The sequence below is a fragment of the Halorubrum sp. Atlit-28R genome (genome assembly GCF_003665955.1).
Taxonomy (GTDB): Archaea; Halobacteriota; Halobacteria; order Halobacteriales; family Haloferacaceae; genus Halorubrum; species Halorubrum tropicale.
In genome coordinates, this window is record NZ_QPLS01000005.1 from 186320 (window position 1) to 205295 (window position 18976).

Here is an 18976-nt window from a genome sequence, read left to right on the forward strand (position 1 = left end):
CGCTGACCAACGAGCCGCGAGGCTCCCCTACTCCCGGTTCGAGACCGACTCCGCCGACCGCTCCGCGTCCTCGTCCGGCACGAGGTGAACGTCGCCGCCGTGTTCGAAGGCGAGGACCGACTCGGCGCCGTCGTCGACGAACGCCGGGTTCGGCACCGTCTTCGCCTCGTAGGTGACGGGGTCGAGCACCTGGATCGCGTTCTCGTCCTCGACGGTCACGACCGTCGTCTCCGCCGCGTCGTCGCGGGTGCCGAGCCGGGTCGCGTCGGGGGCGTCGCCGTCCGCGAACGCGGAGGTGTACTCCGCGCCCGTGGCGAGCCGGACCCCCTGGAGGCGGCCGGAGACCCCCGTGACGAGGACCGGGCCGTCCCCGTCCTCGGGGTCGACGATCTCGCCTTCGGCGTACCTCGGGAGCCGGACCGCGAACGTGACGCGGTACACCTCGTTGCCGTCGCCGTCCTCGGTGACGAGCGTCGGGTACGACTCGAAGCTCCCCCCGAGCGACTCCGTGATCCGCGTCGCCACGTTCTGCGCGAGGCGGTTCGACGAGAGCTTGATGTCCGGCCCGTCGTCGGTCTCCGTCACCTCGGTGATGAACGCCTCCCGGTCGCCGTCGGCCTCCTGGTCGGCGACGTACCGCTCGGCGATGTCCAGCGCCTCCGCGCGCTCGGCGGGCGTGAGGTCGCGCTCGTCGGCGCGGACCTGGACGATCCCGGCGTAGTAGCCGCCGGCGATGCGCCCGCAGCGGTCGCAGGTCCCCCGCGAGATCTTCACCGGGACGGTCACCTCCGCGGAGCGCAGGGTGCCGCGCACCACGCCGGAGAAGCGGCAGTGCATCCGGACGGTGTTCTCGTCGACCTGCTCCGGCTCCACGCCCCACTCCACGTCTTCCGCGTCGACGTGGACTCCGAGGGACTCGGCCACCTCGTCGACGGCGACGTCGGTGTAGTCGCGCGCCCCCACGTCGCGCCACGACTCGCCGCGCCTGACGGCGCCGCAGCCGGAACAGACCAGCACCTCGATCCGGTCGGGCGCGTCGACCAGGTCGAAGTCCTCGAAGTAGCAGTCGTCGCACAGCAGGGCGTCTCGCCCGCGCGGCTCGCCCGGAAGGGGGTCGCGCCGCTCGGGGACCGGGTCTCCGCAGCGCGGACAGAACTCCCGCGACTCGCTCATTGGCGCCCGCTACGCCGAGGACCGGTTTAAACGGCGCGGACCGCCCCCGTCGGCGCCGACGCCGCGACGGCGGCTCCGGCCGCTCCGTGCGGATCCCGACCTCCGAAATGGTTTTTCGCACGGACCGAGAACGGGCGTGTATGAGCGGTAACCCCGACGACGAACGGCTCGAGGAACTGCGCGAACAGAAGATGGAGGAGCTCCGCGAGCGGCAGGGCGGCGAGGGCGACGCCGCCGAGGCCCAACAGCAGGCCCAGGAGCGCGCCGAGGCCCAGCAGGAGGCCGTGCTGAAACAGTACCTCACGGACGGCGCCCGCCAGCGGCTCAACGCGGTCGAGATGTCCAAGCCGCAGTTCGGCGAGAAGGTGAAACAGCAGGTTGCCGCGCTGGCGCAGAGCGGGCGGATTCAGGGACAGATCGACGAAGAGCAGATGCGCGAGCTCCTCAAGGAGCTCCAGCCCGACCAGAAGAGCTTCGACATCCGCCACCGGTAGATGGAGCTCGCGCTGCTGTACAGCGGGGGGAAAGACTCCTCGCTGGCCGCCCACCTGCTCGACCGGTTCTACGAGGTCCGCTGCGTCACCGGGAGCTTCGGGCTCACGGACGACTGGGAGCACGCGGAGCGGGCGGCCGCCGAGCTCGGGTTCCCGTTCGAGCGCGTCGACCTCGACCCGGAGGTCGCCGAGAACGCGGCCGAGACCATGGTCGCGGACGGCTACCCGCGCAACGGGATCCAGCGCGTCCACGAGCACGCCTTAGAGACCATCGCCGCGCTCGACGTCGACGCCATCGCGGACGGCACCCGCCGCGACGACCGCGTCCCCACGGTGTCGCGGGCGCAGGCGCAGAGCCTCGAAGACCGCAACGGGATCGATTACATCTCACCGCTCTCCGGGTTCGGTCGCCACGCGGTCGACCAGCTCGTCGACGCCACCTTCGACGTCCAGCAGGGCCCGAGCGAAGAGGTCCCGAAGGCGGACTACGAGGACGAGCTCCGCACGCTCATCGCGGACCAGTACGGCGAGGGGACCGTCGGCGACGTGTTCCCCGACCACGACCAGACGTACGTCCACGGCCGGAGCGACTGACCGGCCGGTGCGGCGCTCCGCCCGCGGTCGGCGGCCTCCCGTCGGCCCGGAAGTGCCGGAACTACTTTCGACCCCGGGGTCGTAGCGTCGACCATGTCATCCGACCGAGTCGTCGACCTGCTCCGGACGGCGTACGCCGACGAGATCGAGACCGTGATGAACTACCAGACGAACGCGATCGTCCTCGACGGCGTCCGCGCCGAGGAGATCAAAGAGAGCCTCAAACAGGACGTCCAGGAGGAGCTCGGCCACGCCGAACAGCTCGGCCAGCGGCTCAAACAGCTCGACGCGCGGCCGCCCGGCTCCGCCGAGTTCACGGCCGGCCAGGAGTCGCTACAGCCGCCCGAGGACTCGACGGACGTGCTTGCCGTCATCAACGGCGTGCTGGACGCAGAGGAGGACGCGATCGCGACGTACCGCGAGCTGGTCGACGCCGCCGACGAGGCGGGCGATCCGGTCACCGAAGACCTCGCCGTGACGCTGCTCTCGGACGAGGAGGCGCACCGGACCGAGTTCCGCGGGTTCCAGAAGGAGTACCAGCGCGAGTAGACCGGGCGAGGCGCCGCGTTTCGACGTCCGCGACCTCCACGTCGACGTCCGCGATCGCCGCCCCCGAAAGGATGCTTTCAAGCGGGCGCTCGCCGAAGCGACGCGTATGTACGACGGCCTCAAGGGATTCCGCGACTTCTACCCCGGCGAGCAGTCCGCCCGCCGCGAGGTGACCGACGCGGTCGAGGACGCCGCGGCCCGGCACGGCTTCCGGGAGATCGCCACCCCCGCCTTGGAGCGGACGGAGATGTACGTCGACAAGTCCGGCGAGGAGATCGTCGAGGAGCTGTACGCCTTCGACGACAAGGGCGGCCGCGGCGTCTCGATGACCCCGGAGCTCACCCCGACCGTCGCCCGGATGGTCGTCGCGAAGGGGCAGGAGCTGTCGAAGCCGATCAAGTGGGTGTCCACCCGCCCGTTCTGGCGCTACGAGCAGGTCCAGCAGGGCCGGTTCCGCGAGTTCTACCAGACGAACATCGACGTGTTCGGCTCGTCGGCGCCCGAGGCCGACGCCGAGGTGCTCGCGGTCGCCGCCGACGCCCTGACCGACCTCGGGCTCACCGGCGACGACTTCGAGTTCCGGGTCTCCCACCGCGACATCCTCGGCGGCCTCGTCCGCTCGCTCGCGGCGGACCCCGACGCGGTCGACACCGCGGCCGCGATCCGCGCGGTCGACAAGCGCGCGAAGGTCGACGACGGCGAGTACCTCGGGCTCCTCTCGGACGCGGGCCTCGCCCGCGACACCGCGCGCGACTTCGACGACCTCATCGCGGACGTGGAGACGGTCGCCGACCTCGACGCGGTCGCCGAGGCCGGCGGCGAGGCGGTCGCGGCCGCGGTCGAGAACCTCCGGAACGTCCTCGCCGCGGCCGACGACTTCGGCGCGGGCGAGTTCTGCGAGGTGTCGCTGACCACCGCCCGCGGGCTCGACTACTACACCGGCGTCGTCTTCGAGTGCTTCGACTCCACCGGCGAGGTGTCCCGGTCCGTCTTCGGCGGCGGCCGCTACGACGACCTCATCGAGAGCTTCGGCGGGCAGCCCACTCCCGCGGTCGGGGTCGCCCCCGGGCACGCGACGCTCAAGCTGCTCTGCCAGCGCGCCGGCGTCTGGCCCGACGAGGAGCTGACGACGGACTACTACGTGCTCAGCGTGGGCGACACGCGGAGCGAGGCGGCCGCGCTCGCGGGCGACCTCCGCGCGCTCGGCGACGACGTGGTCGTCGAGCAGGACGTCTCCGGCCGCTCGTTCGGCGCCCAGCTGGGCTACGCAGACTCGATCAACGCCGAGACTGTCGTCGTCGTCGGCGAGCGCGACCTGGAGAACGGCGAGTACACGGTGAAGGACATGGCGAGCGGCGACGAGACGACGGTCCCGGTCGAGGAGTTCCCGCCGGACGAGGGGCTGCCGACCTACGAGGACTACGAGTAACGGCGCGGCGCGCCCGTGACCCGTCCCGCCGGCCGGGCGACGCGATCCCTGAACGCTTTTGGGTCGCGCGTCGGGACGGTGGAGACGATGATCCCGCTCGCGACGGCGATGCCCCCGACCGAGGTCGCCCTCCGCGTGGCCGCGGGGGTCCTCCTCATCCTGATCAACGCGTACTTCGTGGCTATCGAGTTCGGGCTGACGCGTCTCCGGCAGTATCCCGAGTCGGAGATGGACACGCCGGGGCTGCGGCGCGCCTGGGAGATGACCGACGACCTGGAGTTCTACCTCACGACCTGTCAGGTGTGGATCTCCGGCACGTCCATCGCGCTCGGTATCGTCGCCGAGCCGGGGCTGGCGGCGCTTTTCACGCCGATCTTCGAGAACACCGCGCTCTTCGCGCCGGTCTTCGAGAACACGGCGCTGGCTTCGGCCAGCGCCGGGTCCTTCCTCGGCTTCTTCCTCATCAACATGGTCCACCTGACCCACGGCGAGCAGACGCCGACGTACCTCGGCGTCGAGCGCTCGAAGCAGGTCGCCCGGTACGGCTCGCGGCCGCTCTACTGGTTCGCGTGGCTCATCTCGCCGCTGATCAAGGTCGGCGACTGGGTCGCGAAGGCGACGCTCGGACTGTTCGGCGTCGAGATGACCGCCTCGTGGACCGAGGCCGAAGAGGAGGTACTGGAGACGCGCGCCGAGCTCCGCAACCGTCTCGGGTCGATGATGGAGGAGGTCGAACTCCCAGAGGAGCGCCGCGAGGAGGTCCTCAACGCGCTCGACGTCGACCGGGTGACCGTCGCGGACGTGATGACCGCGCCCGAGGAGGTCGTCTCGCTGACGACGGGGGCGTCCGTCGACGAGAACCTCGACCGGATCCGGGACACGCCGCACACCCGCTTCCCGCTCGTCGGCGACGACCTGACCGACTTCGAGGGGATCGTGTACGCCCCCTCGATCGTGAGCCGCTACGACGAGCTTCGCGACGGCGACCTGACGTTCGCCGAGGTCGCCGCCCCGCCGATGACGGTCGCGGCGGACGCGAGCGTCAGCGACGCGTTCGACCGGTTCCAGGCGGAGTCCCAGGAGCTCGCCTTAGTCATCGAGGACGGCGAGGTCGTCGGCCTGATCACTGCGACGGACGCCATGGAAGCGGTGATGGGCCAGCTCGAAGACCCGCTGGACGCCGGGAACCTATAAGAGACGCCGGTGTCCGCCGCCGATCCGGCGGCTGCTCAAAAACAGGCGGCCGGAACCTCGGCCCCGCGCTCCGCGCCGCCGTTCACCGCTTGTACGCCTCGCGCAGGAACACCAGCGCGCCGCCGAGCATCGCGAGGTTCCCGAAGAAGGCGAGCCGCTCGCCGCTCTTGTCGTCCTCGTCGGCGTTCCAGAAGTCGTGCATCGTCGCGGTCACGACGGTCAGGAACGCGACCGCCGCGCCGGTCGCGATCCGGGGAAGCCGCCAGAGCGCGATGCCGAGGCCGGCGACCACCATCATGCCGGAGGCGAACGGCGCGGCGAGGTCCGGCATCGGGACGCCCGCCGACTCGGCGTACTCGATCGTGTCGTCCATGTCGCGGAAGTCCTCCGAGGCCTGCGCGGCGAGGCCGACGCCGAGCAGGACGCGGCCGAGCCGCGAGGGCGCGCCGCGACCGTCGCTCTCCGCGGTCGTCTCAGTGGGTTCGTCGTCGCTCATACGTCTCGTAACGGCAGCCGACAGTATAAATCGCGGTGGCGCCAGCCACGGCTCATCCTCGGACCGCATCGATCCGCGCCAGCAGCCGCCCCGTCGCCGCCGCGTCGAAGGCCATGGGGCGGCGCCACCACGGGCCCTTCCCGGAGTCGCTCGACAGGTCGGTGACGATCCGGTTCGCCTCGCTCCCGGCGTCGGGCGCGCTCAGCGGGACGACGCGGTCGAACGGGCCCGACACCGCCGGGTCGCCGACCGCGACGACGCGGGCGTCGAACGGGTCGCGCTTCAGGTGCGCGTTGGTCGGCGCGGCCCTCACGGCGGCCGCGCGGTCGACGGCGTCGCCGCCGTCCGTAGCGAGCACCCGATCGACCCGCATCCCAGCGAAGAGGTACGCGCCCCAGTCGGGGGCGAGGTCGTCGTCGACGGCGACCCCTCGCTCGCGGAGCCACGCGCCGTCGCGGTCGTCCGTTCCGCCGTCGCGGTCACCGCTCGAATCGTCGGGACGCCCGTCACCCGGTCCCGCCCAGTCGCGCGGCCGCAGCGTGAGCGTCGCGTAGAAGAGGAGCCAGTCGCCGGGGTCGAGGGCGGCGATCCGGCCCGCCTTCACGGCGTACGGGTCGCCGTAGGTCGCCCGCTCGCGGCCGTGGACGCCCGGGAACTCGGGGTCGGCGTGGACCGGCGTCCCGCGCAGGTCGGCGGGGACCGCGAAGGGGAGGTCGAGGTCGCCGTACGTCGGGAGCGGCTCGTCGACCGGGAACCGGTCGCGCGGCAGCGTCGCCGCCGGCTCGGGGATCGGGACGTACGCGAAGGAGCCGTCCGGGTAGACGGGGCCGCGGAACCCTGGCTCGTTCGTGTTGGCGGCGACGTTGACGGCGACCGCACGGGGGTCGGGCATGCGGAACAGTCGGGGACTCAGTCCGCCGTCGCGGCGGGCTCCTCGTGTTCGACCTCGGTCCCGAGGAGGTCGAGGAACTGCGCGATCCACTCGGGGTGGTCGGGCCACGCCTGCCCGGTGACGAGGTTGCCGTCGGTCGTCACGCCGTCGACCCACGAGCAGCCGGCGGCCTCGACCTCGGGCTTGACCGCCGGGTACGCCGTCATCTCGTAGCCGTCGAGCACGCCCGCGGCCGCGAGGATCTGCGGGCCGTGACAGATCGACGCGACGGGCTTGTCCGCCTCGAAGAAGTGCCGCACCGCGTCGAGCACCTCGTCGTAGCCGCGGAGGTACTCGGGGGCGCGCCCGCCGGGAACGACCAGGGCGTCGTAGTCGGCCGGGTCGACCTCGTCGAGGCCGTGGGTGAGCTCGAAGTCGTGGCCGCGCTCCTCCAAGTACGTCTGGTCGCCGCGGAAGTCGTGGATCGCGGTCTTGACCGTCTCGCCCGCTTCCCGGTCCGGGCAGACCGCGTGGACCTCGTGGCCGACCGCCTGAAGCGCCTGGAACGGGACCATGATCTCGTAGTCCTCTCCGAAGTCGCCGACGATCATCAGTATGCGCTGTCCTGTCATGCGTGTACCACCGGCCGCCGGTACGTGCTACTGTCGGATAACGATGCTGGCGAGCGGTAACACACCACGCGCTCCGGTTCAGGTCTTCCGCGGGGTCGGCCGCACGGCGGCGTCAGCGCGGTCGGTTCGGCGGCCGGAGGTCCCGTCGGAACTCGTCGAACTGATCGAGGTCCTCGGGGAGTTCGTACTCGATCTCGCGCTCGTCCTGGTTGTCGGGGAGCCGCCCGTCCTTGAGGTCGTCGGCGACCTCCTCCCACCCGGGCTTGACGCGGACGGACCGCGCGGGCGACCCCACGACGACGTGGTGGTCGGGCACGTCGCCCTGCACGACCGAGCGCGCGCCGACGACGCTGTTCTCGCCGATTCGGCAGCCCGCCCTGACCATCGCGTCGTAGGTGACCCGGGCGTCGTCCCCGACGATCGTGTGGAAGTTCCGGACCTCCGTCTGGTCGACGATGTCGTGGTCGTGGCTGTAGAGGTGGACGCCGTCGGAGATGGAGGCGCGGTCGCCGATCGTCAGCTTCCCGCGGTCGTCGAGGTGGACGTCGTCGTGGATCACGACGTTGTCGCCGACCTCGATGTTGTGGCCGTAGGTGACGGAGATGCCCTTGAAAAAGCGGCAGTCGTCCCCGCACTCGGCGAACAGGTGGTTCCCGAGCATCTGCCGGAAGCGGAGCGCGAACTCGACGTTGTCGGCCATCGGCGTGGCGTCGAACTGCCGCCAGAGCCACTGGAGGTGCTTCGAGCGCCGGAAGCGGTCCTCGTCCTTCTCGGCGTAGTACTCCGACTCCAGGGTCGCGTTACACGGGTCGTATCCCTGGAGGCGGACGCGCTCGGCGCGCGACACCGACTCGCCGTCCTGCCACGCCTCCCACGCCTCCCGGTCGCCGTGGAGGTCGATCAGCACGTCGCGGACGACCTCGCAGGTGTCCTCGTCCGAGGAGAGCCGCTCGTCCACCTCGTCGATGAACCCTCGGACCCCGGCCTCGGCGCCGTCGGGCAGGGACACGTGTCGCTTTGTCATCGGCCCACCTTCGTCGCCGTGGTTGATATGGATTCGGTTGTGTGGTCCCGCGTGCGCCCGTCGGCTAATACAGAATTCCGCGTGCGAACAGTCCGACCACGACGCCGACGAACGACACGCCGACGGCCACGAGGGACGCGGTGACGACCCCGGCTATGCCGAACGACAACGACAGGGCGGTGACCGAGGCGATGGCGACGACCGCGAGCAGCGCGACGATAGCGTCGAGCCGTCGGCGGAGGGGCTTCTCCATACGAACCACGGAGTGGGTCAGTCGTGTAAATTCTACTGGTGCGGTCGGCGCCGGACTACCGGTTACCGCTTTCCGTTCTGTACCCGTGGGAGCGACCGCGCCCGATAAGTGTCCCGACCGCCAAGCGGCCGGTATGGAACACCGCGAACTCGGTAATTCGGGCGTCGAGGTCTCGGAGATCGGCTTCGGCGCGTGGGTCGTCGGCACCGACTGGTGGGGCGACCGCTCGGACGACCAGGCGGTCGCGATGGTCGAGGAGGCGCTCGACGCGGGCGTCACCTACGTCGACACGGGCGACGTGTACGGCCACGGCGACAGCGAGGCGATCATCGGCGAGGCGATCGACGGCCGCCGCGACGAGGTGACGCTGTCGACGAAGATCGGCTACGACTTCTACGACAACCCGCAGGCCGGCCACGGCGAGCTCCCGAAGGAGCTCAACCGCGAGTACCTCACGGAGGCGTTCGAGGCCTCGCTGGACCGCCTCGACACCGACTACGTCGACGTGCTCCAGCTCCACAACGCCAACGTCGACGAGGTGACGCCCGAGGTGCGCGACCTCCTCCGCGAGTGGAAGGAAGACGGGCGCGTCCGCGCGCTCGGCTGGGCGCTCGGCCCCTCGATCGGCTGGCTCGCCGAGGGCGACGCGGCCGTCGAGTACGAGGAGTTCGACGCGGTCCAGACCGTCTTCAACCTCTTCGAGCAGGAGCCCGGCCGCCACTTCGTCGAGACGGTCCGCGAGAGCGATTCGGACACCTCCGTCATCGCGCGCGTCCCGCACTCCTCCGGCCTGCTCAACGAGCAGGTGACACCCGACACCGTCCTCGAAGACGGCGACCACCGCTCGCACCGGCCGAAGGAGTGGTACGAGACCGGCTGGGAGAAGGTGGAGGCGATCCGCTTCCTCGAAGACCCGGAGGGCGTCGAGGGGACCCGGACGATGGCGCAGGCCGCGATCCGCTGGCTGCTCGCGCACGACGAGGTCGCGTCCGTCACGCCCACCTTCCGCGACGCCGACGACATCGCCGAGTGGAGCGCCGCCGCCGACGTGCCGCCGATCTCCGACGCCGAGTACGAGCGCTTGGAGGAGCTGTACGCCCGTAACTTCGACGTCGACCGCGACGACGGGATGGACGTGCTCCGCACCTCCGTCGACGGCGAGGACATCGAGGCCGCCGGCCTCGACAAGCGCGCCGCCTCGTACTGACCGGGGGCACCCTCGTCCGCCGAGCGATCGACGCCGACCGACCCGCCTTTTTCGCCTCGAAACCGCCGGACTGCGTGCAGTTGACACGGCGCTGAATCACTTTCACCGCGCTCCGTCGCTCGGCGCCGCCCCGCGGGGTGTCGACGACCGCTCGGGGGCGGCATGGTCGCGCCGCTGGCGAGGGTGGAAGGTGGCTCGGTGGAAACCCGTCGTCACAGGGGGCTCAGTGGGGGTAACCGACTCGTCATCGCCACCACGGTGCGATCTACTCGCTCGCGGATATAAACTGATCGCGACGGTCTCCACCGACCGGCGGCCGCGGTCGCGGTGACCGCCCGACTGCCGACCGGTCGCCCGGACTGCCCGAGATGCTAGACCGCCCGGACTGCCCGGGCCGCTAGACTGCCGGACTGCCCGAGCCGCTGGACCGCTCGGACTGCCCGGGAGGCTCGACTGCCGGCCGCCGGGCTCGACCCGTCTTAGTCGCCCCCGCTACAGACGAGGACCGGCCGTTCGGTGTCGAGAATGACGCTCTGCGTGACGCTGCCGAACAGGACCTTCCCGGTCGGGGTGCGCTTCCGCCCGGCGACGACGATCTGGTCGGCGTCGTGCTCGTCGGCGACGTTGAGGATCGCTCGGGCCGGGTCGCCGCCGTACCCCTCGGGTGTCACCTCGATCCCGGCGTCCTCGAGCCGCGACCGAGCGACCCGAACCGACTTGACCTGCTCGACGGTGCCGCCCCCCTTGTTCTCGCTGAACGAGTGGACGAGGACCGCCGTCCGGTCGGCGCCTTCCGAACCCGGCGCCGGCCGGCCGTCGCTGTCGCCGGCTCCCGGACCGGCGTCGCTCGGGTCGGGCATGCGTGTGCCGGCGCACGGCACGCCCCCGCATAAATCAACCGCCCAAGTCGGTGAGACCGCTCGCGACGCGGGAGAGAAGCGAGGCGACGGGTGGTCCGAGGGAACGGCCTTGTGGTCGCGCCGCGCGCCTGACGGTACGAACGAAAACGCGATGCGACGGTTCCCCGTGCCCGACTACGAGGACCTCCCCGAGGACCTCTGCGACCGCATCGACGAGGAGACGGAGGACGCCGGGTTCACGCCGAACGTGTTCTCGGCGTTCGCGTACACGCCCAGCCACTTCCGGGCGTTCTTCGCGTACCACGACGCGCTCGTGTCCGACACGTCACTGGCTCGGGAGGGGGTCGAGACGGTAGTCGTCGCGGTGTCGGGCGCGAACGACTGCCTCTACTGCGTGGTCGGTCACGGCGCGCTCTGTCGGATCTACGCCGGCGCGCCGAAGATCGCCGACCAGCTCGCCACGGACCACCGACAGGCCGACGTCTCCGACCACCACATGGCGATGCTCGACTTCGCCGTCACACTCACGAACTCCCCCGGGACCGTGGCCGCCGAAGATATCCAGCGACTCCGCGACGCCGGCTTCTCCGCGGAGGAAGTGTGGGACATCGCCTCCGTGGCGGCCTTCTTCAACCTCTCGAACCGCATGGCGACCGTCGCGGACATGCGTCCGAACGACGAGTTCTACGCGATGGGCCGCGGCGACTGACCGCCCCCGCGCCGGCGCCTTCGACACCGACGAGGAGGGATCGCGACGGGTCCGGAACCCGTTTGAACCTCGGCGGCCTCACTGCGGTCATGCGCGAAGTGACGTTCCGGATCCGCCACGCGGGGGAACCGGAGTGCGAGGTGAGCGCGCGCCACCCGGAGGTGCGGTACCGGTCCGTCTCCTCGATGACGGGCAGCGGCCCCGAGCGCAAGCGGATCGCCGAACTCACCGGACCGCCGGCGGAGATCGAGGCGTTCGTCGAGGAGTTCCGCGAGTTCGACCTGGTCGTCTCCGCGGAGCCGCTGGCGCCGATCGAGGGCACTCACGCCTACGTCGCCCTGACGATCGACGCGGGGGCGGCCGACTGGGAGGGCATCGGCGAGCGGTTCTCGCGGATGGGCATCCACTACCGGACCGGGACGACCATCGCCGGCGGCGTCGAGCGCTGGACGGCGTACCTGGAGGACGACGACGGCCTCTCCGCGGTGATGCGCGAACTGGAGCGCGGCGGCAACGAGGTCGAGCTCGCGCGGAACGTGGAGCTGTCGTCGATCGAGCGCTCGCCGCAGCTCCCCGCGTCCGGCCTCCTCGACGGACTTACCGACCGGCAGCGAGAGGTGCTCGCGACCGCCATCGCCGCGGGCTACTACGACCACGGCGGGGGCGTGGGCGTCGAGGAGGTCGCCGCCGAGCTCGGACTCGGCTCGACGACGGTGTGGGAACACCTCTCGCGCGCCGAGTCGTCGGTGATGAACGCGCTGTTCGAGCGGTTCGCGGAGGGCGAGCCGATCGGCGCCGTGCGCGAGACGGACCGGTCGGAATCGCCGTGAGCGGGCTCAGACCAACGCTTTTGTAGCTTCGGGACGGAGCGCCGCGTATGGACGACGGAACCGTCTCCGTGCCGGACGAGCAGTACGAGCGCCTCGCGGCCCTCGCCGCCGCCCGCGGCGTGAGCCCCGAGACGCAGCTGGCCCGGCTCATCGACGACGCGTACGCCGGCCTCGACGGCGACGAGACCCCCGAGACGCTCCCCCTCGGCGTCTGCGACGACTCCGCCGAGGAGTGAATCGCGCGCCGAACCGGCGAGGCGTCCGTGAGCCGCCGCGCCGCACTACACCCCGGGCAACAGGGCACGTGGTGAGATCGATTCATTATCGCGTACCGCGTGGCGATCCCATGACTCCGTCCCAGCGGATCCTCGAACGCGTCGCGGAGCTCGAAGGCGTCCCGCCGTCGGCGATCGACGAGCCGCTGTTCGAGGCGGTCGCCCCCGACGCCCTCGACGTGCTGTTCCGATCGGTGCCGGACGGCCCGACGAGAGACGACGGCGAGATCCGCTTCGCGTACCTCGGCTACGACGTCACCGTCCGCGCCGAGGGCACCGTCACGGTCCGCTCGCCATTCCGGGTCCGGTGAGTCAGGCCGTCCCGTCGCGCTCGCGTTCCGGCGGTTCCGCGGCGCTCACTCCTCGTACGGCCACCGCCCGCCCGTCTTCAGCTCCTCGACGTACCCCTCGTCGATGGCGTCGCGGATCGACTCCCGCGAGCGGTGTTCGGCCGCCACATCGCCGGTCGCGAGCCGGTAGACGGCCGCGGTCACGAGCGTCGCCACCTCGCGGAGGTCGCGGGAGTCGAGCTTGTCGAGGGTGTCGGCGTGGGTGTGGCCCCAGCCGCGCCCGGACTGGTCGCTCGTCGTGGAGGCCATCACCGCCGGGATCCCCTCCTGGACGAACGCCCACTGGTCGCCGTGCGGCGAGATCGTCTCGCCGGTCGTCAGGGGCGCGTCGAACGCCTCGGCGACCGCCTCGAACGTCGAGCGCATCCCCTCGAACCCGTTCGTCCCGACGCGGAGGTCCCGCGAGCTACAGGCGCCGTCGAGGTTGACCACGCAGGCGATGTCCTCCTTCGCGGTCGTCTCCGCGGCGTGGTACGCCCCCCACAGCCCGATCTCCTCGGACCCGAACGTGACGAGCCGCACCCGGGTGTCGAGGTCGCCCTCGACGGTCGCGAGCAGGCGCCCGACCTCCGCGACGAGCGCCGAGCCGGCGCCGTTGTCGTTGGCGCCGTCGCTCACGTCGTGGGCGTCGACGTGGGCGGTGAGGTACACCGCCTCGTCGGTGTCGGGGCCGACCTCCGCGACCGCGTTCACCGAGGTCGTCGGCTCGTTCCGGCAGTCGACGTCGAGCGAGACGGTCGGGCGGTCGCCGCCCTCCTCCGCGGCGAGCCGCGAGAGCCGGTCGCCGACCTCCTTCGAGACGCCGACCGCGGGGATCGGGCCGGGCCGGTTGTGGTAGCCGATCTCGCCGGTCGGCGGGAGCGCGCCCTCGATGTGGTTCCGGAAGACGAACCCGACCGCGCCGCGCTCCGCCGCCGCGACGTACTTCTCCATCCGGTGGATCCACCGGTCGTGGGAGTCCGGCGTCCGCGAGGAGGCCATCGCGACCGCGCCCTCCAGGTCCCCCTCCGCGGCCGCGAACTCCTCGTCGGTGCCGTCGCCCACGTCGACGAGCGGGGCCGACGCCTCGCCGCTCGGCGTGCCGGGCAGCGCGATCACCTCGTGCGAGCCCTCGTGGTGGCGGTCCACGGCGCCCGTCACCGACAGCGACGACTCGCCGCGCCACCAGCCAGGGATCTCGAACTCGTCCAGGCCGGCGTTCCGCAGGCCGGCTTCCTCGAACGCCTCGACGACGCGCTCGGCGCCGCGGCGCTCGCCCGCCGATCCCGCCATGCGGTTCCCGATGTCGGTCAGGTCGGTGAGGAGGTCCCACCCGAAGTCGCTCGTCCGCGCGTCGCCCACGACGCGGTCCGGTAGCTCGGTCATACGGTCCGGTTGGGCCCCGGGCGAAAAGGGGTTGCGGGAGGCGGAGCCGCGGCCCGACCGGACGGCTCGGCGCGTCCGACCTCAGGCCGGGTCGGCCGCGGTCACCTCGACCTCGACGGCGTCGGGGTCGACGCCGATCCGGGCGAACTGCGTCCGGACGTGCTCGCGGGCCGCTTCGACCGCCTGGTCGCGGGTGTCGAACCCGCGGGGCATCGGCTCCTCGAAGGCGACGCGGATCTCCTCGCCGTCGACGACGAGCGGCGAGCCGCCGCTCTCGACCTCGTAGAAGGAGTCGCACACCCACACGTACGGGGCGTCCTCGTCGGGCGCGCCCTTGTACGCGGGCGGCTCCTCGCCGCGCTCGAACACCGTGCCGGTGAGGTCCGTCCCGCCGCCGCTGCCGCGAACGAGTATCATGCCACGGGTACGGGGTCGAGCCGGATAAGGGCCCCGTGACCGGCGCTCTGCGCCCGGTCGTGGACGGGCGGCGGCCCAGGGCGCGAGGGCAAACGCTTTCGGCCCGGCGACCGGTGGATACGCCATGACGCTGGAGGATTTCACCGAGTTCAGCGGTGACGACGACGCCGACGGCCGCGCGGACGATGTCGACTCCGCGGCCGACGGCGGAAGCGCCGCTGACGCCGCTGACGCCGCTGACGCGCTCGGGGACGCGTCGTCGGCCGGGTCCGGGTCCGACCCGAGCGGCGACGCCGAGGACGAGTTCGCCGCCTACGACGCGACGCCGGCCGGCAGCGACGCGGGGCTCGGCGTCGTCTCCGTCTCGCAGGGGCTCCGCGTGGCCGAGGAGGAGGAGGAGACGTCGCTGAAGGCATTCGTCACGACCGGGAACCGCGAGTCGGTGCGGCTCGGGAAGTACCTCCTGATCCCGTACCCGGACGGCGAGCGGCTGTTCTGTCGGATCACGGGGCTGGAGTACGCCCAGGAGTTCCAGTCGGACGACGCGACCGAGATCCACGCCCGCCGGCAGATGCGCCGCGACGAGTTCGCCGAGCGCGACTACAAGTTCGTCGCCGACCTGGAGCCGATGTCCGTCGTCTACGGCGAGGGCGACTCGATGAAACGGCGGATGACCGACCGGGTCCCGAAGCCCGGCGCGGTCGTCGAGGAGGCGGCCGACGACGCAGAGATCAAGACGGGGCTGAAGATCCCCGACGACGGCGTCTTCCTCGGGCACCTCTCCGTCGGCGGCGAGAAGGTCCGGACCGCCGCGGAGCCCCCCACGGTCGACTACCGCGTGAAGGACGACTACGCCGACGGCGACCCGCTCGCGTTCCGGCACACGCTCGTCGCCGGCGGGACCGGGTCCGGGAAGACCCACGCCTCGAAGAACGTCCTCCGGCAGTACCTCGACGACGACCGGACGTACCCGATGGGCGACGGCCGGGAGTCGCGCATGGCGGTCGTCCAGTTCGACCCGCAGGACGAGTACGCGCAGATGCACGACGACAACCCCGACCTCGACGACGGCTTCGCCCGCCGGCTGGAGCGGGAGGGGATCGCCCACGGCGGCCACGACGACACCGTCGCCTTAGTGCCCCGCGTCGCGAACGCGACGTACCCCGGCGAGGGCCACCGCGCCGAGCGCGTCGAGTTCACCATCCCCTTCTCGCTGGCGCGGGACATGCCGTGGCTCGTCGCCGGCTCCGGGCTCAACGACAACCAGTACCCGGCCCTCCTGACGCTGCTCAACCGCTTCTTCGACAGCTACGGCGACTCGGGGACGTACAGCCAGTTCCTCTCGTACCTCGACGACCCGGCGCTGAAAGAGGAGCTCCACGAGAGCGGCCGGGTCCACGAGGCCACCTTCGACGCCGTCAAGCGTCGGGTCCGGGGCGTCCCGAGCGGCGTGTTCGACCAGGACGCGAAGCCGATCACGGAGCTCGACCACACGCTCGTCCGGCCGGGCGGCCTCTCGGTCGTTCCGACCTACCACCTGCCGACCTCCCGGCAGAAGGAGATCGTCGTCCTCGCGGTCGCGGGGCTGCTCATCGACGACAAGCTCTCGAACGACCCGGACAGCGACCGGATCAAGGAGACGCCGCTGTTGGTCGGGATGGACGAGGCCCACAACTTCCTCGCCGACGCCGACAACGTCCAGGCGCAGAAGGTGGTCCAGAAGTTCACCGAGGCGGCGAAGCAGGGTCGCAAGGAGCGGCTCGGCCTGTTCCTGATCACCCAGGACCCGCAGGACGTTGCCGAGTCGGTGTTCAAGCAGGTGAACACGAAGGTCGTCTTGAACCTCGGCGACGAGGACGCCATCTCCAGCGTCAACATCCCGACGAACCTCGCCGGGAAGGTGCCGTACATGGAGAAGGGACAGATGGTCGTCTACTCGCCCGACAACTCCGAGCCCGTCGAGCTGATCGGCCTCTCGGAGTGCGTGACGCGGCACGACTGACGGCCGGCCGCCCCGGGCCCGTCGGGTCGCCGACGGGGGTCCCGACCCGACTCAGACTCGCACGACCAGCGTGTCCGCCCACCGGTCGCCGAGCCGCTGGCTGTTCGGCGAGTCGGCGATGAACACGACGCCCGCGAGGATCAGCAACAGCGAGGCGCCGCCGACGATCTTGGTGACGTTCCGGACGACCGCGGCGACGGCGGAGACCTCGTCGCCGTCCGTGTCGACGACTCTGATCCCGACGACCCACTTTCCGGGCGTGTGTCCCCAGACCGCCTCCGACGCGACGTACCAGCCGAACGCGACGAGGAGGAACACGAGGTCGGCGAGGACGGCCGAGACGGCGCCGACCGCCAACGAGACGACCGCGGCGACGGCGACGCTCGCGACGATGTCGACGAGCCACGCGCCGCCGCGAGCGGTGACCGACGCAAGCTGCGACTGCGCGTACGGGGTACTCATACGAGACGGATGAACCGGCGCTCGGCAAGTGTCTTGTGACCGACCGCTCTACGGTCCCGAGACGCCCCGATTCCGGCGGATTGTCGCCGGCCCGGAGTCGTCGTCGCCCTTTTTATCCGGTGCGGGCGAATTCCCGCGCATGAGCAAACGTATCCTCGTCGCGGTCGACGGGTCGGAGGAGGCCGCCGAAGCGCTCTCGTTCGCCGTCGCCGAGTGGCCCGACGCCGACCTGACGGCGCTGTACGTGGTCAACCCGGCGGACTCGACCACCGGCGCGGAGGGCGGGTTCCCGGGCGCCGCGGACCAGTGGTACGAGAGCGCCACGGCGCGCGGCGAGCGCGTCCTCCGCGAGGCGGCCAAGTCCGTCGACCGCGATATCGACACCCGCATGGAGGTCGGCCGCCCGACGGCGACCATCCTCGGCGTCGCCGCGGGGGAGACGGAGCCGACCACGGACCTCGACCAGCCCGCCGACCCGGAGCCGTTCGACCACGTCGTCGTCGGGAGCCGCGGCCGGACCGGGCTCTCGCGGGTTCTCCTCGGCAGCGTCGCGGAAGGGGTCGTCCGCCGCGCCGAGATGCCCGTGACGGTCGTCCGCTGAGGATTACTCCTCGACCGCCTCCGCCGCCTCCGCTTCGACCACCTCGCCGACCATCGACCAGCCCTCCTCGTCGGGCCCCGACCGACCGAGCAGGATCCGCTCGTAGTCCTCGGAGCTGATCAGGCGGAACTCGGCGTCCGCGTCGGCGTCGGTCCGAGTGCCCTCGCCGCGGAACTCGCGCTGGAAGAACTCGGTCGACGAGAACTCGTAGACGCCGGTCTCGCCCGAGTCGAGTTCGAGCCGCACCGGGCGCGGCTGGACGTTGTGGATCCGCTTCGCGATCGGGTGTAGATCCGGCATACCGACAGGTGGGAGCGGTCAGAATAAAAGCCGTCGGCTCCGTCGGTCGCGCAGCGTGACCGACGCCGCCCGGCCCGGGGCGCCGCCGTACTAGTTTAATACCTCACGGCGCGTCACTGCCGTGAGAACCACCATGTTAGAAGCATCGCTCAGCTATCTTCGCGACGGCGACGACGCCGTCACTACCGCCGTCATCGGCGGGCTCCTGCTGCTCGCGAGTCCGCTCATCATCCCCTCGATCCTCGTCTTCGGCTACGTGACCCGCGTCATTCGGCGCACCGCCGGCGGCGACGACGAGCCCCCGGCGTTCGAGGCGTGGGGCGACCTGTTCGTCGACGGCCTGAAGGCGTTCGTCGTCGCGTTCGTCTACTCGCTGCTGCCGCTCGGGGTCCTCACGGTCGCCGGGGCCCTGACCGTCGGCGCGTTCGTCGTGGTGCCCGGGACCGGCGACCCCGGCGCCGGGACGTTCCTCGGCACCTTCGTCGTCGGCGTCGTCGTCCTCGTCGCGGGGCTCGTCGCCCTGGGCCTGTCGTTCGTCGGGCTCTACGTGACGCCCGCGGCGCTGGCCGCGGTCGCGGACTCCGGGAAGGTCGGCGACGGCTTCGCCCTCGGGACCCTCTGGGGCGTCGTCACGAAGCGGGCGTACGCGACGGGGTGGGTCACCGCGGCGGTCGTGGTGCTCGCCGGCGCCCTCGCGGTGGGCGTGTTCTCCGTGGTCCCGATCCTCGGGACGATCGCGGGGGTGTTCGTCCAGTTCTACGCGTTCGCGGCGGCGGCCGCCATCGTCGGGTGGACGTGGACCGACGTGCGCCCGGTCGGGACGGAACCGCCCGAGACGGAACCCGCGGAACGGCCCGCGGTGTAACGGGGCCGAATCGAAATCGCCGCA

24 protein-coding genes are annotated in these 18976 nt (G+C 71.3%); 13 read left to right on the forward strand and 11 right to left on the reverse strand.

Annotation, left to right across the window (positions count from 1 at the left end):
• Positions 1-27: 27 nt before the first annotated feature.
• Positions 28-1173, reverse strand: a complete 1146-nt coding sequence (locus tag DVK06_RS10050; RefSeq protein ID WP_121600169.1) for a 60S ribosomal export protein NMD3 — start codon at positions 1171-1173, stop codon at positions 28-30.
• Positions 1174-1313: 140 nt separating this feature from the next.
• On the opposite strand from DVK06_RS10050, the gene DVK06_RS10055 reads away from it, so the two are divergent.
• The 5 genes from DVK06_RS10055 to DVK06_RS10075 all read left to right on the forward strand — a co-directional run bounded on the left by DVK06_RS10055 (position 1314) and on the right by DVK06_RS10075 (position 5433).
• Positions 1314-1667, forward strand: coding sequence for a DNA-binding protein (locus DVK06_RS10055; RefSeq protein ID WP_053770715.1), 354 nt, complete (start codon positions 1314-1316; stop codon positions 1665-1667).
• Positions 1668-2261, forward strand: coding sequence for an asparagine synthase-related protein (locus DVK06_RS10060; RefSeq protein WP_121600170.1), 594 nt, complete (start codon positions 1668-1670; stop codon positions 2259-2261).
• Between the two features lie 93 nt (positions 2262-2354).
• Positions 2355-2810, forward strand: a complete 456-nt coding sequence (locus DVK06_RS10065) for a DUF892 family protein (protein ID WP_053770717.1) — start codon at positions 2355-2357, stop codon at positions 2808-2810.
• A gap of 106 nt (positions 2811-2916) precedes the next feature.
• Positions 2917-4239, forward strand: a complete 1323-nt coding sequence (gene hisS / locus DVK06_RS10070; RefSeq protein ID WP_121600171.1) for a histidine--tRNA ligase — start codon at positions 2917-2919, stop codon at positions 4237-4239.
• An 87-nt stretch (positions 4240-4326) separates the two neighbouring features.
• Positions 4327-5433: a CNNM domain-containing protein gene (locus DVK06_RS10075; protein ID WP_053770719.1), complete on the forward strand. Its 1107-nt coding sequence runs from the start codon at positions 4327-4329 to the stop codon at positions 5431-5433.
• A gap of 82 nt (positions 5434-5515) precedes the next feature.
• Here DVK06_RS10075 and DVK06_RS10080 read toward each other — a convergent pair whose 3' ends face one another.
• From DVK06_RS10080 to DVK06_RS10100, 5 genes are all read right to left on the reverse strand, one after another.
• Positions 5516-5929 (reverse strand): DoxX family protein, encoded by a 414-nt coding sequence (locus DVK06_RS10080; protein WP_053770720.1) that lies wholly within the window; start codon positions 5927-5929, stop codon positions 5516-5518.
• A 52-nt stretch (positions 5930-5981) separates the two neighbouring features.
• Entirely contained in the window at positions 5982-6821 is an 840-nt protein-coding gene (locus tag DVK06_RS10085; RefSeq protein ID WP_121600172.1) for a hypothetical protein, read from the reverse strand.
• Between the two features lie 17 nt (positions 6822-6838).
• The gene (locus tag DVK06_RS10090; protein ID WP_053770722.1) at positions 6839-7432 is read right to left on the reverse strand and encodes a DJ-1/PfpI family protein; all 594 of its coding nucleotides are present in this window, start codon (positions 7430-7432) and stop codon (positions 6839-6841) included.
• Positions 7433-7544: 112 nt separating this feature from the next.
• The gene (locus tag DVK06_RS10095) at positions 7545-8456 is read right to left on the reverse strand and encodes an acyltransferase (protein ID WP_121600173.1); all 912 of its coding nucleotides are present in this window, start codon (positions 8454-8456) and stop codon (positions 7545-7547) included.
• Between the two features lie 64 nt (positions 8457-8520).
• Entirely contained in the window at positions 8521-8709 is a 189-nt protein-coding gene (locus DVK06_RS10100) for a hypothetical protein (protein ID WP_121600174.1), read from the reverse strand.
• A 133-nt stretch (positions 8710-8842) separates the two neighbouring features.
• On the opposite strand from DVK06_RS10100, the gene DVK06_RS10105 reads away from it, so the two are divergent.
• Positions 8843-9916, forward strand: coding sequence for an aldo/keto reductase (locus DVK06_RS10105; protein WP_121600175.1), 1074 nt, complete (start codon positions 8843-8845; stop codon positions 9914-9916).
• 479 nt (positions 9917-10395) lie between these two features.
• On the opposite strand, the gene DVK06_RS10110 is transcribed toward DVK06_RS10105, so the two are convergent.
• On the reverse strand, positions 10396-10776 hold the full coding sequence (locus DVK06_RS10110) for a universal stress protein (RefSeq protein ID WP_121600176.1): 381 nt from the start codon (positions 10774-10776) through the stop codon (positions 10396-10398).
• Positions 10777-10927: 151 nt separating this feature from the next.
• Here DVK06_RS10110 and DVK06_RS10115 point away from each other — a divergent pair, with 151 nt between their 5' ends.
• The 4 genes from DVK06_RS10115 (at position 10928) to DVK06_RS10130 (ending at position 12901) form a co-directional block, all read left to right on the forward strand.
• Entirely contained in the window at positions 10928-11485 is a 558-nt protein-coding gene (locus tag DVK06_RS10115; RefSeq protein ID WP_121600177.1) for a peroxidase-related enzyme, read from the forward strand.
• An 89-nt stretch (positions 11486-11574) separates the two neighbouring features.
• Positions 11575-12315 (forward strand): helix-turn-helix domain-containing protein, encoded by a 741-nt coding sequence (locus DVK06_RS10120; protein ID WP_121600178.1) that lies wholly within the window; start codon positions 11575-11577, stop codon positions 12313-12315.
• A gap of 47 nt (positions 12316-12362) precedes the next feature.
• On the forward strand, positions 12363-12551 hold the full coding sequence (locus DVK06_RS10125) for a hypothetical protein (protein ID WP_053770736.1): 189 nt from the start codon (positions 12363-12365) through the stop codon (positions 12549-12551).
• Between the two features lie 110 nt (positions 12552-12661).
• Positions 12662-12901 (forward strand): HalOD1 output domain-containing protein, encoded by a 240-nt coding sequence (locus DVK06_RS10130; RefSeq protein WP_121600179.1) that lies wholly within the window; start codon positions 12662-12664, stop codon positions 12899-12901.
• A gap of 45 nt (positions 12902-12946) precedes the next feature.
• Here the strand turns inward: DVK06_RS10130 and DVK06_RS10135 are convergent, their stop codons facing one another.
• Positions 12947-14305, reverse strand: coding sequence for a M28 family peptidase (locus DVK06_RS10135; protein ID WP_121600180.1), 1359 nt, complete (start codon positions 14303-14305; stop codon positions 12947-12949).
• A gap of 81 nt (positions 14306-14386) precedes the next feature.
• Positions 14387-14722 (reverse strand): hypothetical protein, encoded by a 336-nt coding sequence (locus DVK06_RS10140; protein ID WP_053770739.1) that lies wholly within the window; start codon positions 14720-14722, stop codon positions 14387-14389.
• Positions 14723-14846: 124 nt separating this feature from the next.
• Here DVK06_RS10140 and DVK06_RS10145 point away from each other — a divergent pair, with 124 nt between their 5' ends.
• On the forward strand, positions 14847-16724 hold the full coding sequence (locus DVK06_RS10145) for an ATP-binding protein (protein WP_121600181.1): 1878 nt from the start codon (positions 14847-14849) through the stop codon (positions 16722-16724).
• A 51-nt stretch (positions 16725-16775) separates the two neighbouring features.
• Here the strand turns inward: DVK06_RS10145 and DVK06_RS10150 are convergent, their stop codons facing one another.
• On the reverse strand, positions 16776-17186 hold the full coding sequence (locus tag DVK06_RS10150) for an RDD family protein (protein ID WP_053770741.1): 411 nt from the start codon (positions 17184-17186) through the stop codon (positions 16776-16778).
• A 139-nt stretch (positions 17187-17325) separates the two neighbouring features.
• Here DVK06_RS10150 and DVK06_RS10155 point away from each other — a divergent pair, with 139 nt between their 5' ends.
• The gene (locus tag DVK06_RS10155; protein WP_121600182.1) at positions 17326-17787 is read left to right on the forward strand and encodes a universal stress protein; all 462 of its coding nucleotides are present in this window, start codon (positions 17326-17328) and stop codon (positions 17785-17787) included.
• Positions 17788-17790: 3 nt separating this feature from the next.
• On the opposite strand, the gene DVK06_RS10160 is transcribed toward DVK06_RS10155, so the two are convergent.
• The gene (locus tag DVK06_RS10160) at positions 17791-18087 is read right to left on the reverse strand and encodes a transcriptional regulator (RefSeq protein WP_053770743.1); all 297 of its coding nucleotides are present in this window, start codon (positions 18085-18087) and stop codon (positions 17791-17793) included.
• Between the two features lie 133 nt (positions 18088-18220).
• Here DVK06_RS10160 and DVK06_RS10165 point away from each other — a divergent pair, with 133 nt between their 5' ends.
• Positions 18221-18952 (forward strand): DUF4013 domain-containing protein, encoded by a 732-nt coding sequence (locus DVK06_RS10165; protein ID WP_121600183.1) that lies wholly within the window; start codon positions 18221-18223, stop codon positions 18950-18952.
• Positions 18953-18976: the final 24 nt, after the last annotated feature.

What these genes read in the sequence shown, in the direction of transcription:
- DVK06_RS10050 (WP_121600169.1), bottom strand. Translation starts at nt 1,173, where the DNA reads ATGAGCGAGTCGCGGGAGTTCTGTCCGCGCTGCGGAGACCCGGTCCCC.
- DVK06_RS10055 (WP_053770715.1), top strand. Translation starts at nt 1,314, where the DNA reads ATGAGCGGTAACCCCGACGACGAACGGCTCGAGGAACTGCGCGAACAG.
- DVK06_RS10060 (WP_121600170.1), top strand. Translation starts at nt 1,668, where the DNA reads ATGGAGCTCGCGCTGCTGTACAGCGGGGGGAAAGACTCCTCGCTGGCC.
- DVK06_RS10065 (WP_053770717.1), top strand. Translation starts at nt 2,355, where the DNA reads ATGTCATCCGACCGAGTCGTCGACCTGCTCCGGACGGCGTACGCCGAC.
- hisS (WP_121600171.1), top strand. Translation starts at nt 2,917, where the DNA reads ATGTACGACGGCCTCAAGGGATTCCGCGACTTCTACCCCGGCGAGCAG.
- DVK06_RS10075 (WP_053770719.1), top strand. Translation starts at nt 4,327, where the DNA reads ATGATCCCGCTCGCGACGGCGATGCCCCCGACCGAGGTCGCCCTCCGC.
- DVK06_RS10080 (WP_053770720.1), bottom strand. Translation starts at nt 5,929, where the DNA reads ATGAGCGACGACGAACCCACTGAGACGACCGCGGAGAGCGACGGTCGC.
- DVK06_RS10085 (WP_121600172.1), bottom strand. Translation starts at nt 6,821, where the DNA reads ATGCCCGACCCCCGTGCGGTCGCCGTCAACGTCGCCGCCAACACGAAC.
- DVK06_RS10090 (WP_053770722.1), bottom strand. Translation starts at nt 7,432, where the DNA reads ATGACAGGACAGCGCATACTGATGATCGTCGGCGACTTCGGAGAGGAC.
- DVK06_RS10095 (WP_121600173.1), bottom strand. Translation starts at nt 8,456, where the DNA reads ATGACAAAGCGACACGTGTCCCTGCCCGACGGCGCCGAGGCCGGGGTC.
- DVK06_RS10100 (WP_121600174.1), bottom strand. Translation starts at nt 8,709, where the DNA reads ATGGAGAAGCCCCTCCGCCGACGGCTCGACGCTATCGTCGCGCTGCTC.
- DVK06_RS10105 (WP_121600175.1), top strand. Translation starts at nt 8,843, where the DNA reads ATGGAACACCGCGAACTCGGTAATTCGGGCGTCGAGGTCTCGGAGATC.
- DVK06_RS10110 (WP_121600176.1), bottom strand. Translation starts at nt 10,776, where the DNA reads ATGCCCGACCCGAGCGACGCCGGTCCGGGAGCCGGCGACAGCGACGGC.
- DVK06_RS10115 (WP_121600177.1), top strand. Translation starts at nt 10,928, where the DNA reads ATGCGACGGTTCCCCGTGCCCGACTACGAGGACCTCCCCGAGGACCTC.
- DVK06_RS10120 (WP_121600178.1), top strand. Translation starts at nt 11,575, where the DNA reads ATGCGCGAAGTGACGTTCCGGATCCGCCACGCGGGGGAACCGGAGTGC.
- DVK06_RS10125 (WP_053770736.1), top strand. Translation starts at nt 12,363, where the DNA reads ATGGACGACGGAACCGTCTCCGTGCCGGACGAGCAGTACGAGCGCCTC.
- DVK06_RS10130 (WP_121600179.1), top strand. Translation starts at nt 12,662, where the DNA reads ATGACTCCGTCCCAGCGGATCCTCGAACGCGTCGCGGAGCTCGAAGGC.
- DVK06_RS10135 (WP_121600180.1), bottom strand. Translation starts at nt 14,305, where the DNA reads ATGACCGAGCTACCGGACCGCGTCGTGGGCGACGCGCGGACGAGCGAC.
- DVK06_RS10140 (WP_053770739.1), bottom strand. Translation starts at nt 14,722, where the DNA reads ATGATACTCGTTCGCGGCAGCGGCGGCGGGACGGACCTCACCGGCACG.
- DVK06_RS10145 (WP_121600181.1), top strand. Translation starts at nt 14,847, where the DNA reads ATGACGCTGGAGGATTTCACCGAGTTCAGCGGTGACGACGACGCCGAC.
- DVK06_RS10150 (WP_053770741.1), bottom strand. Translation starts at nt 17,186, where the DNA reads ATGAGTACCCCGTACGCGCAGTCGCAGCTTGCGTCGGTCACCGCTCGC.
- DVK06_RS10155 (WP_121600182.1), top strand. Translation starts at nt 17,326, where the DNA reads ATGAGCAAACGTATCCTCGTCGCGGTCGACGGGTCGGAGGAGGCCGCC.
- DVK06_RS10160 (WP_053770743.1), bottom strand. Translation starts at nt 18,087, where the DNA reads ATGCCGGATCTACACCCGATCGCGAAGCGGATCCACAACGTCCAGCCG.
- DVK06_RS10165 (WP_121600183.1), top strand. Translation starts at nt 18,221, where the DNA reads ATGTTAGAAGCATCGCTCAGCTATCTTCGCGACGGCGACGACGCCGTC.